12 protein-coding genes are annotated in these 10,588 nt (G+C 63.2%); 2 read left to right on the top strand and 10 right to left on the bottom strand.

Going from position 1 to position 10,588, the window contains the following annotated elements:
* The 4 genes from RCJ92_RS13120 to rimP all read right to left on the bottom strand — a co-directional run.
* On the bottom strand, positions 1-508 hold a 508-nt coding region (locus tag RCJ92_RS13120), incomplete at its 3' end, for a translation initiation factor IF-2 N-terminal domain-containing protein (RefSeq protein ID WP_446754785.1).
* Between the two features lie 165 nt (positions 509-673).
* On the bottom strand, positions 674-994 hold the full coding sequence (locus tag RCJ92_RS13125; RefSeq protein ID WP_446754786.1) for a YlxR family protein: 321 nt from the start codon (positions 992-994) through the stop codon (positions 674-676).
* A 122-nt stretch (positions 995-1,116) separates the two neighbouring features.
* Positions 1,117-2,100, bottom strand: coding sequence for a transcription termination factor NusA (nusA, locus tag RCJ92_RS13130; RefSeq protein WP_138173310.1), 984 nt, complete (start codon positions 2,098-2,100; stop codon positions 1,117-1,119).
* A gap of 2 nt (positions 2,101-2,102) precedes the next feature.
* Complete coding sequence (rimP, locus tag RCJ92_RS13135; RefSeq protein ID WP_446754787.1) at positions 2,103-2,669, bottom strand: ribosome maturation factor RimP; 567 nt, start codon at positions 2,667-2,669, stop codon at positions 2,103-2,105.
* A gap of 164 nt (positions 2,670-2,833) precedes the next feature.
* On the opposite strand from rimP, the gene RCJ92_RS13140 reads away from it, so the two are divergent.
* Positions 2,834-3,901, top strand: coding sequence for a hypothetical protein (locus tag RCJ92_RS13140; RefSeq protein ID WP_446754788.1), 1,068 nt, complete (start codon positions 2,834-2,836; stop codon positions 3,899-3,901).
* A gap of 574 nt (positions 3,902-4,475) precedes the next feature.
* On the opposite strand, the gene RCJ92_RS13145 is transcribed toward RCJ92_RS13140, so the two are convergent.
* Complete coding sequence (locus tag RCJ92_RS13145; protein WP_175419321.1) at positions 4,476-4,643, bottom strand: hypothetical protein; 168 nt, start codon at positions 4,641-4,643, stop codon at positions 4,476-4,478.
* A gap of 27 nt (positions 4,644-4,670) precedes the next feature.
* Between RCJ92_RS13145 and RCJ92_RS13150 the strand changes: the two genes are divergently transcribed.
* Positions 4,671-4,997 carry a hypothetical protein gene (locus RCJ92_RS13150; RefSeq protein WP_346922098.1) on the top strand — a complete coding sequence of 109 codons (327 nt, stop codon included), beginning with the start codon at positions 4,671-4,673 and terminating at the stop codon, positions 4,995-4,997.
* 324 nt (positions 4,998-5,321) lie between these two features.
* Here the strand turns inward: RCJ92_RS13150 and RCJ92_RS13155 are convergent, their stop codons facing one another.
* From RCJ92_RS13155 to RCJ92_RS13175, 5 genes are all read right to left on the bottom strand, one after another.
* Positions 5,322-5,906: a DUF3618 domain-containing protein gene (locus RCJ92_RS13155; protein ID WP_138173319.1), complete on the bottom strand. Its 585-nt coding sequence runs from the start codon at positions 5,904-5,906 to the stop codon at positions 5,322-5,324.
* Positions 5,903-6,364, bottom strand: a complete 462-nt coding sequence (locus RCJ92_RS13160; RefSeq protein ID WP_138173321.1) for a phage holin family protein — start codon at positions 6,362-6,364, stop codon at positions 5,903-5,905. The genes RCJ92_RS13155 and RCJ92_RS13160 overlap by 4 nt, the downstream gene beginning before the upstream one ends.
* 9 nt (positions 6,365-6,373) lie before the next feature.
* Positions 6,374-7,309, bottom strand: coding sequence for a hypothetical protein (locus RCJ92_RS13165; protein WP_446754789.1), 936 nt, complete (start codon positions 7,307-7,309; stop codon positions 6,374-6,376).
* Between the two features lie 159 nt (positions 7,310-7,468).
* On the bottom strand, positions 7,469-8,602 hold the full coding sequence (locus RCJ92_RS13170) for a YihY/virulence factor BrkB family protein (protein ID WP_138925871.1): 1,134 nt from the start codon (positions 8,600-8,602) through the stop codon (positions 7,469-7,471).
* 347 nt (positions 8,603-8,949) lie between these two features.
* Positions 8,950-10,089: a YihY/virulence factor BrkB family protein gene (locus RCJ92_RS13175; RefSeq protein WP_446754790.1), complete on the bottom strand. Its 1,140-nt coding sequence runs from the start codon at positions 10,087-10,089 to the stop codon at positions 8,950-8,952.
* Between the last annotated feature and the right edge of the window lie 499 nt (positions 10,090-10,588).

Raw genomic sequence — 10,588 nt, forward strand, 5'->3', positions numbered from 1 at the left:
TGCCCGGGCGCGGACCACCCGGACGCGGGCCACGACCGCCACCTGGGCGCGGTGCCGGGGCGTCGGTCGAGCGCATGCCCTGCTGGGAAGCGAACGGGTTGTTGCCCGGGCGCGGACCGGCCGGCTTCGGGGCCGGCTTGGGTCCTGGCTTCGGGCCACCGGGGGTCGGTGCAGCAGCAGCCGGCTTGGCCGGTTCGCTGCCGGCCGCCGGGGCCGGCTTCTGGGCCGGCTTCGGTGCGGCACCGGGCTTGGGGGCGTTGCCGCCAGGCTTGGGTGCGTTGGACTTCGGTGCTGCCGGGGCCTTCGGGGCTGCCGGACGGGCAGCGGCGGGCTTGTTGGCAGCGGGGGCCGAACCGCCAAAGGCGGCGCGCAGCTTGCGCACGACCGGGGGCTCGACGGTGGAGGAAGCGGAACGAACGAATTCGCCCATTTCCTGTAATTTATTCAATGCGTCTTTAGAGGTGATTCCGAGCTCTTTGGCGAGCTCGTGAACGCGGAGTTTAGCCACATCTCTCCTGTATCAGTGTGATCGGCCGTCACTCCACGCCACAGGGGAAATGGGTTTCGGCAGATCAGTGGATTAGTTCGTCTTGGTCTTCCGCCGCACGGTGGAATACGCGAAACTGATTTGTCATCGTTTGGCGCTCATCGTTGCGGACTCATCGGGTAGCCATCAGATTTCTGACCCGCTTTCCTTATCTCTGCCAGTTCGCTGGCGGGGTGCCAGTCGAGCTTCGTATGCAGCAAAATCCTCCAGCACCGACCCGGTATCCACCTGTGCGCGAAAGGCACGGGTAAATCCCTTGCGGTGTACGGCTTGCTGCACACACTTTGGTGTCGGGTGCGTCCAGGCGCCACGTCCGGGCGCCGGGCTCAGCACGGCCAGCCGCGCCCGCGGTTGCGGGGCGCCAGGGTGCAGTACCCAACGGATGAGCTCATCCATGTTCGTGGTGGTGCGGCATCCCAGACAGGTGCGTTGCTGATGCAGCTTCATGCCCTTGGGACTTCCCACTTCCACTTTTTCTTTAAATGAGCCAACTAATAGTCTAGCGCGTTTATGCCCCGGTGCGCGTGTGAGGTAACTATCACGTACCCGACCGGGACTTCCCGTCGCAGCTAGTAGCGCGGTTCCTTCCCGCCGGAGGCGGCCAGGATGTCAATGCGCCAGCCGGTGAGCTTGGCGGCCAGGCGGGCGTTCTGCCCTTCCTTGCCGATCGCCAGGGACAGCTGCCCGTCCGGCACGATGACGCGGGCGCGGCGTTCGGCCTCGTCCAGGATTTCCACGGAGTTGACCTTCGAGGGCGACAGGGCCGCGGCAATGAACTTGGCCGGGTCCTCGTTGTAGTCCACGATGTCGATCTTCTCGTCGTTCAGCTCGTTCATCACCGCACGCACGCGGGTGCCCATTTCACCGATGCAGGCGCCCTTGGCGTTCACGCCGGCCTCGGTGGCGCGCACCGCAATCTTGGTGCGGTGCCCGGCCTCGCGGGCCAGCGCCTCGATGACCACGACGCCGTCGGCGATTTCCGGGACTTCCATTTCAAAGAGCTGGCGCACCAGGGACGGGTGCGAGCGGGACAGGGTGATGGCCGGCCCCTTGGTGCCGCGCTCCACGGACACCACGAAGGCGCGCAGCCGCTCGCCGTGCTTGTAGCGTTCACCGGGAACCTGCTCCGGCGGGGGCAGCACCGCCTCGACGTCTCCGACGTTGACCTGCACCATGTGGGCGCTGGTGCCCTGCTGGATGGTGCCGGAGATCAGTCCGCCCACGCGCGAGCGGTATTCGCCGACCACCTGGTCATCCTCCGCCTCACGCAGACGCTGCATGATCACCTGGCGGGCGGTGGAGGCGGCGATGCGGCCGAAGCCCAGTGGGGTGTCATCGAACTCGCCCAGCAGCACACCGTGCTCGTCATAGTCCTCAACCATGATCGCCACGTGCCCGTTGCCGCGCTCGATGACGGCGCGGGCGTTGGGCATGGCGCCCTCGGTCTTGTTGTAGGCCAGCAGCAGGGCCGACTCGATGGTGGTGATCAAGACATCCATGGGGATGTCTCGGGTCTTTTCCAAGGTGCGCAGTGCATCCATATCGATGTCCATGCTCAGGCCTCCGGGTCTTCTACGTCGATGATGTCCAGGTGCTCGTCGGTGCGGTTGAATTCCACATCAACGACGGCTTTGCGAATCTCAGCCAGGGCGAAGGGACGCGGGTCATCCACCTTCTCCTTCATGCCCTTCTTGGCCGGGGCGTGGTGCACGGCAAGCTGGACCTCATCCTCGCCCACCTCACAGATCCGGCCGTGCAGCTTGCTGCCGTCAGTCAGGGTGATGTTGACCATTCGCCCCACGGCGCGCCCCCAATGGCGGGGAACGGTCAACGGACGGGACAAACCCGGGGAGCTGACCTCAAGCTCATAGGGAGCGGCATTGGCGTACACGGAATCGGCGTCCAGTGCCTTGGAGATGGTGTCGGTGACTTCGCCCAGCTGATCGAGGTTGACCGAGTCGGTGCCCTCGGGAAGGTCTACGGTAATCTGCATCAGCTGCTGCTTGCCCGCTGGCCGAAGGGTGATGTCTTCGAGAACCAGCCCGTGGGATTCAACTTCCTTTTGCAGCACAGTCTTCAACCGCTTTGCTTCCTGTTCGGTATCGGCCGGCTTGCCGGTCATGGATATCCTCCCACGTTATTCGATGTTGTACATCCAAGCGTAGCGCGAAGGCGGCATGGCTGGATACGAGTTTAGCCCTGCAGGTGAAGGAACTCACGCGGAATTCCGCCGGACCGGCACCAGGGAACCGGCTCCGGAGGAGATCATGGGATGATCAAGGGGATATGAAAGACGCTGCTTCCTCATCTTCCCGCAAAGCCCCCAGCTGGCTGGCACCCCTGCTGGCCGTGGTTTTGATCCTGGCCCTAATGTGGGCCCTGGGCGTCACCGTGTTCCGCGGGGCACTGGAAGACCGGGGGCTGCCCGAGGAAATTCGCGGATCGAGCAATGAACAGCTGCGCGAATGGGAGTACGGCGCACAGCTGAAGCAACTGGGCCAGCGGAGCGAAACCCTGGCCGCCCTGGCCAAGGAGGCAAAGCAGGAAACGGCGCCAACGCTGCAGGCCCTGCATGACTCACTGTCTCAGGCCAGTGCACTGCTTGGCGAACTGCACTACGAGGACGAGCAGCCGACCGAGCTGGCGACCAGTTATTCCCCCGAGGCGGCTACGAGCCTGGCCAATGAAGTGCTGCAGGCAGGTCAGAGCGTGCCGGTGAATGAAGCCGAGGATGAGGCTGGCGGCGCGCTGCTGGCCCGCATTGCCTTCGAGGTGAGCCTGGATGCGCGCAGCGTGCTGCATGCCGTGCAAGAAGATGACGCACGGCAAGTCCCGGCACCGCTGGGCAGCACAGAGGGTGCGGGTGACGCTCCGGCGCAGCCCGAGACCGGGGCGGTGGCATGCCTTACCGACCGGCAATTGTTGGATCAGCAGACCGCACTCCCGGCGGACACCGACCTGGTCGCCCTGCATGCGGCCCGGGCATTGGATCGCGGTTACGCACTGGACTATGTACTGCAGGTGCAGGCCGCCCGCAGTGGTGCCAAGCAGGCCGCGACCATCGAGCAGCACCGCCAGCAACTGGCCGAGCACCTACAGGACCTGCGAGCAACCGTTCCCGCAGACTGTCCCGACCTTCGCCTCGCGGCCTACGATTTGCCGGACGGCGGCCTGGAGAAATTGCCCTCCCTGGCCAGCTCGCTGCAACAGGAATTCACCACCGAGCTGCTGCTAGCCGTGGGCGCTGCAGAGGACCAGACGCGCCAGGTTCTGGGTGACCTCGTCTGGAACGTCACCACCGAGCAGCAAGACGCTGGGAAGCCAGCTCAGCTCCTGGCACCTGCCAAGCAATAGCCCCTCGACCCATCCCGCGGGCGGGAACGGGTCGTGTCTTGCTCTTGCCCCTTTGCTTCGGCTCGTGCGCAAGGCATGTCGGCTACCCTGGATCCTCGGCTGCACCCCACCCGGCGGGCAACGCCACGAGGATGCCGCGTTAACCCGCTCACGCGCACCGAGCGGTTGCACTTCGCACCAGGAACGCGCCATTACATGCATTCAAATACATTAACTTCGTATTTATGCTCCATTTATACGACAGTAGAATCAGACAAACTTGCGCGCCAGATGCAATTATCCCTAACAGATAACACACGGACTGTGGAGTCGGCAGAAATACTTTCAGGTAGATTTCAGGATGACTCTATTGATCCTGAGAAACATCTCAGAGATCACACTCCAAGCGCAGCCTGGAAGGGCTTCCCCAAAGTCAAGTAACCCGTAAAAGGACTAGTCAAACACCAGATTTATGGCACAGGAAACTAGTATGGCGGATTGTTTCACACACCTAGAAGGTGCTCGAGGTTTCCTCAGAAGCGGGTTAGTGTGGAATTGCAGTTCCAGACAGAACACAATTTCAATACCGGTTAATTCAGGTATTGAAAACACCACCATGCAGAACTATGGGGAACACTCGCTCGCTAAGTTGCTTGAAAATGGAGGTAGAAAAATGCCAGGCCGCTTCGTTCGCTCCAAGATCGCCGAGCTCGTCGCTGACGTCATTGGTTCCCGTCAGGGACGAGAACTCCTCGAACAGCATGGATGGGCACAAGGAATGCCCATCGTGATGGCTCAGCCGCACGAGAAACTCGCCGAAGTCATGGCGCTGGTCTCCGTGCACCAGCCACCAGTCCTGGTTGCGACCATGGATAACGAGTCCCGTTTGTGCTTCACCTACGTCGCCCTGGGCGGCGACGCGCTGGAAGTCGTAGACCCGCGGGGTTCAACCGACACCATCAGCGATTTGTACTCCGAGGCACTGGAGACTGATTCCTTCCTGATGTTCCGGATTACTCAGCTCTCCTGCAGTGCAGTGGCACATGCCCTGCCGCCCATGCACGCACCGGACAAGAGCTTCCGCTCATTCGGTCGGTTGGGAACCCGGATGCAGTAACGAGAATCGGTAATGCCGCGGAATCAGCATCAACCCGCGCCGCGGCACCGGTAATACCAGTGGCTGTGCTGTTCGCAAGAACGGCGCAGCCACTGTTGTGTGCGGCGTGTTCCCCTCATGCCCGGGAATCCTCCCGGCACCCTCGACACTATTCAGTTTTCACCGTCCGGGTTTCTGGACGAACATCAGTGGCAAAACAATAACGCTTCTGTGCTCTGCCTGAAGCAGTAGCTGCCGGGCAAGGCACGGTGGCCGATTCCGTATCCCGGTTTCGGCCACCGTGCCTGTCGTGCCCTTCCAGCCGTGAAGCGCGAGCGCCAACCGTTACCGGTTGTCGTTATCGGAAAGGCCTTGGGCCTTGTCCTTGGCCTGCGATTGCAGGTCATCGACTTCGCCGCTGGCTTCTTCCTTGACGCTTTCCACTGAGGATTGCGCGGAGTCCTTCAACTCCTCAGCAGCATTCTTGACCGGTTCCTTCATGTCCTCGGCCACCTGCTTCGCGCTCTCGGTCAGCTCATGAGTCAGCGGTTCGGCCTTCTCCTTGAGCTTCTGCGCCATCTCCCCTTCTCGGTCGGTGGCGGGCAGAAGCGAGGAGGCCAATAGTCCTGCGCCGAACGCAATCAGCCCGGCGGCCAACGGGTTGCCGCGGGTCTGCTCCACGACCCGCTGTGGGGCCCGGTTCATTCCCTCCTTGGCGCTTTCCATGGCATCGTGGGCCTGGTCGCTGGCTGATTCACCGCTTCCCATCACTGCATCCTTCGCTCGGTGGAACGTTCCCTTGATCTTCTCGCTCTGCCGGTGGGCGATCTGCGACGGGCTAACCCGGTCCACGATCGCGTCCACGTCATCACTCAGCTCCTGTCGGGTCTGGGCAATGTCCTGCCTGAGTTCTTCGGAATCCCTGCTCATCGCGTTTCCTCCTGAGGTTTGAAAGCCGACGGAATCTTCTTCACGGTTGAGGAGGTCTTGGGCAGCCCCTTGACCTGCTCCATTTTCTTCTTGGCAACCATGGCCAGAATGGCGGCGATGATGGCCCAGACACCGGCCACAATCAGGGCCGACCAGCCGTAGCCGATGAGGGTGGCCAGGCCGAACACTGCGGCCAGGGACAGGAACATCAGCACGAAGTGTGCCGCGATGCCCGCACCGGCGTACATGCCGGCGCCCTTGCCTGCCGAGGCTGCTGACTCCTTCAGCTCGGTCTTGGCCAGTTCCACTTCCTGGCGAACCAGCACCGACACGTTCTGCGTCAGGTCGCTAAACAGTCCGCCCAGGGTGGTCTGCTCCTCCTCGGCCGCGTGTGACCCGCCACCGGCTGGGACCGCGCCGGGCCCCGGCGTTCCGTAGTCATTTGTGTGCTCGCTCATCGCAGCCTCCTACTCGAAGTCCGTCCGCCGTGGGGTCGGCGGGTAGGTGCTTCCCGGTTCCGGCTCCCCCGGAAGGACTCCCGGAGTTCCGGTTTCCGGCATTCCCACAGTCCGCGGCTGGGTGGTGGGCTGCGAGGTCACCTCGGGCGGCACCTGGCCGCGGGTCATGCCCGGCGGCACGTCATCGGTGGACACATCCCGGTACTGGTCCTGGGAGCCCTGGGTGGCGTGCCGCGGCAACGCGTCGCGCCGCGAGTCCCGGTCCGAGTCCTTATCCGGACCGCTGGCGTTGCGGGTCAGGCGACCTGCCAGTAGGCCGGCACCCAGTGCCAGCCCCAGGAAGGCGCCTGGGCGGCGGCGGGCAAAGCCCTTGATTTCCTCGACCAGGTCCCCCGGCTCACGCTGCTCCAGCCAGTCGGCGACCTTGCCGCTGTGGTGGGCGGCCTGATCCACCAGGCTGGACGCGGTGCCCGAGGCCTGCGAGTTGTCCAGCATGTTGCGGAATTCCTCGCTGATGTCTCGCAGGTTCGCGGAGATCTTCTGCTGCTGCGCCGAGGCCTGCTCGCGAACGTCCGAACCCAGCTCATCAAGCAGGTTGCTGGCCTTGTCGCGGGCCTGCTCGGCGACCATCGAGGCCTCCTGCTTGGCACTGTCCATGACATGGGCGGCGGACTGCTTGCCCTCTTGCGCCAGGTCCTTGGCCTCGGAGGCAGCCTCCTGCGCCTTGGACTGGTCGGTGTCGTCGGTGCCGGCTCCCACACCGGTTCCGGTGCCCAGGCCGGTCAGTTCGGTGTCCACCGGCTCGGCGGGTGGAACCGGCTCGCTGAGCGGGGCCCCTTCACCCGGCGGAACGATCGGGTCGTTCACGCCGGCCAGCGGATCTGGCACCTGGGTCGGTGGAATGTTGCGGTTGGGTTCCGGAGTGGTGTAATCGTTGCTGCTCATTGTTGCCCTCCTGTTACTCCATTGCTCGATAGTTCTGTTCTCGGGCACGTATTTCGTTGCCGGTGGCTCCGGCGAGCGCCTTCTTGGTGTCGGTCAGCTCCCTGCTTGGCTGGCAGGGGCCGCGCGAATCGATGCAGCGGGTTCAGGTGCCCGCAGAAGTCAGTCCTCCCTCCTCCGCTTGGTTTCACCTGCCGGGGAGTCATCCCCGGTGTGGTCTTGCGCCGCCAGTTCGCTGTCCTTGCGCAGCTGTTCACCCTGGCGGATGTCCTTTTCAGCCTTCGCCGCCAGCTTGTCGCTGGCCTTGGTTTCCCGAGGCGGCAGCTGGATGGATTCCTCGGCCTCGATTCCGGCCTGCAGTTCGCGTCCACGTTCCATCTCGGCGTCAAAGACTGCGCCGAAGAGCAGGGCGTTGTTCGCGATCCAGATCCACAGCAAGAGCACGATCACGCCACCGATGGCGCCGTAGGTCTTGTTGTAGTTGCTGAAGTTCGATACGTAGAAGAAGAAGCCGACGGTGGCGATGGCCAGCACGATCAGCGCGATGGCCGAGCCCATGCTGATCCAGTGGAACTTGGGCTGCTTCACGTTGGGGGTGCCGTAGTACAGGATCGCCACCAGGATCACGGCGAAGATCACGATGACCGGCCACTTGGCGATGTTCCAGACCATGATGCCGGTTTCACCCAGCCCCAGGGCCTGTCCAATGCCCTGCACCAGTGGCCCGGAGACCACCAGCAGCACCGCCATCACTGCTGCGGCGACCAAGAGCACCAGGGTAATCAGCAGCAGGATCGGCTTGAGCTTGTAGAACGGGCGGCCTTCTTGCACGTCATAGATGTGGTTGATGGCCCGACCGAACGCCCCCACGTAGCCGGAGGCACTCCACAGCGCACCGAGCAAACCGGCGGCGAACGCGAATCCCGCCGACGGCGCGTTGGTCAGCTGCTGAATCGGCTGTTCCAGGGTTTGCACCACCTGGTCACTGGCCACCTCACCCAGCAGCTGCAGCATGTTCTGCGTGGTCTTTTCCGCCTGGCCAACCAGGCCCAGCAGCGAAACCATGGCCAGCAGTGCCGGGAACAGCGACAGCATGGTGAAGTAGGTCAGGGCCGCTGCCTGGTCGGTGCACTTCTTGCGTGTGAACTCGCCAATCGAGCGCTTGAACACATACTTCCAGGACCGCGACTTCAGATCGGTCGGCAGGTCCGGCTTCCTGTTGTCGTCAGGGGCCGGGGCGTGCTCGGCCTTATGGGCCGTCTGCGCACTTCTCCCTGCCCGATGGCTTTCCTGCATGCTGCCCACGTTCCACCTCCGCAAGCGTTCGGCGTAGGACCCTTGGTCCACTTGCCGATATTCAAACAGCGGGACCGGGGTGGGGCAACGACGTTGATGGAACCCTCAGATTTCTCCCATCAGTGCACCAACCTTGCTTGCAACCCCAGCCGAGGCGGGTATAGTCAGGCCATTTATTGCCTGATGTTCCGGCTTCTGGCGGGACGAACGGAACGGGTATCGGCAAGAGGCTGCGCAGCCCGTGGGGCCATAAAAGGGACCGCGAGACCGGACAGTGTTTCTCAACAGCTCTCCGGACCTCGCGGTCCTTGTGGATCGTAGACACCCATGGTGCCAGAGAAGTGGGTCTAAGTGTCGCGGGGATTTTCTGCTTCCCGTGCGGCGGCTTCACGCTGTTCCTCAGCGGCCAGCTCGCTGGAGTAGCGCAGCTCCTCCCCCTGGCGGATCACCTTTTCTTCCTTCTCCTCCTTTTTCTGCGCCGCCGAGGTGTCTCGTGGCGGCAGCTGGATGGATTCCTCGGCCTCAATTCCAGCCTGCAGCTCGCGCCCGCGTTCCATCTCCGCGTCAAAGACCGCACCGAAGAGCAGGGCGTTGTTGGCGATCCAGATCCACAGCAGCAGCACGATCACGCCACCGATGGCGCCGTAGGTCTTGTTGTAGTTGCCGAAGTTCGATACGTAGAAGAAGAAGCCGACGGTGGCCAGGGCCAGCACCAACAGGGCGATGCCCGAGCCGACGCTGATCCAGCGGAACTTGGGCTGCTTCACGTTGGGGGTGCCGTAGTACAGGATGGCCACGAGCATCACCGCGAAGATCACGATGACCGGCCACTTGGCGATGTTCCAGACCTGGATGCCGCTTTCCCCCAGTCCCAGTGCCTGGCCAATACCCTGGGCGATGGGTCCGGAGACGACCAGCAGGATTGCCATGAGCGAGGCTGCCACCAGCAGCACCAGGGTAATCAGCAGCAGGATCGGCTTGAGCTTGTAGAACGGGCGGCCTTCTTGCACGTCATAAATCTTGTTCACCGCTCGACCGAAGGCACCCACGTAGCCCGAGGCGCTCCACAGCGCACCGAGCAGACCGGCAACCAACGCGAATCCCGCGGACGGCGCGTTCGTCAACTGCTCGATCGGCTGCTTCAGGGTTTGCACCACCTGGTCGCTGGCCACCTCACCCAGCAGCTGCAGCAGATTCTGCGTGGTCTTCTCCGCCTGGCCCACCACACCGAGCAACGAAACCATCGCCAGCAGCGCCGGGAAGATCGACAGCATCGTGAAGTAGGTCAGGGCTGCGGCCAGGTCCGTGCACTTCTTGCCCGTGAATTCGTTGATCGAGCGTTTGAAGATGTAACGCCAGGAACGCAGCTTCAGGTCGGTGGGAAGCTTGGGCTTTGAGGCGTGATCCGCCGGCGGCGCCTCAGCCGCCTTCTGTACCGTGTCACCCACGCTTCCGGCTTCATGGTTCACTTCCTGGTCTTTGGCCATGTTCCACCCCTGCACAGTCTGGATGAGGACACTTTCCTCGTTGGGGACAGCTGTCCACATACCGTTATTCAATCAGGCGAAATAGGTTCATTCAACGCAACGGCGGACGAATCGCCAGGTTCAAGACTTCGCGCGCGCTCACCGGCCCCGTGCTTCCGTCCTGCACGGTCCGAAGCAGCGGTGGCGTGAGCGGCTCCGTAACATCGGGGGCCGGCGTCCTTGCCGCACCAGGCTGCCCGCACCGGCCGAAGCCGCTCCACATCCCGTGCCGCGGCGACCAGGCACCCGGGGCTGAACTGGGATGATCAACGCATGTACCGTTCACGGATGATGCCCGTGGGCCACTAAATGTGTCACGATACTGTCACTCGCACCGATCAGCATCACTTGCACCCTTCATGAGGAGAACACCATGTCCCATCCGTCCGGTCCGGAGCCCGGTGACCGGCCGCCAAGCAGCGCTGCCCACGGCACGCCCGGTTGGCCGCGCGCGGCAACG

Source organism: Glutamicibacter sp. BSL13 (assembly GCF_052928425.1).

Coding starts and splice junctions, on each gene's coding strand:
- nusA (WP_138173310.1), bottom strand. CDS start 2,100: ATGGACATCGATATGGATGCACTGCGCACCTTGGAAAAGACCCGAGAC.
- RCJ92_RS13165 (WP_446754789.1), bottom strand. CDS start 7,309: ATGAGCAGCAACGATTACACCACTCCGGAACCCAACCGCAACATTCCA.
- RCJ92_RS13160 (WP_138173321.1), bottom strand. CDS start 6,364: ATGAGCGAGCACACAAATGACTACGGAACGCCGGGGCCCGGCGCGGTC.
- RCJ92_RS13140 (WP_446754788.1), top strand. CDS start 2,834: ATGAAAGACGCTGCTTCCTCATCTTCCCGCAAAGCCCCCAGCTGGCTG.
- RCJ92_RS13125 (WP_446754786.1), bottom strand. CDS start 994: ATGAAGCTGCATCAGCAACGCACCTGTCTGGGATGCCGCACCACCACG.
- RCJ92_RS13175 (WP_446754790.1), bottom strand. CDS start 10,089: ATGGCCAAAGACCAGGAAGTGAACCATGAAGCCGGAAGCGTGGGTGAC.
- RCJ92_RS13150 (WP_346922098.1), top strand. CDS start 4,671: ATGGCTCAGCCGCACGAGAAACTCGCCGAAGTCATGGCGCTGGTCTCC.
- RCJ92_RS13145 (WP_175419321.1), bottom strand. CDS start 4,643: ATGCTGTTCGAGGAGTTCTCGTCCCTGACGGGAACCAATGACGTCAGC.
- RCJ92_RS13170 (WP_138925871.1), bottom strand. CDS start 8,602: ATGCAGGAAAGCCATCGGGCAGGGAGAAGTGCGCAGACGGCCCATAAG.
- rimP (WP_446754787.1), bottom strand. CDS start 2,669: ATGACCGGCAAGCCGGCCGATACCGAACAGGAAGCAAAGCGGTTGAAG.
- RCJ92_RS13155 (WP_138173319.1), bottom strand. CDS start 5,906: ATGAGCAGGGATTCCGAAGAACTCAGGCAGGACATTGCCCAGACCCGA.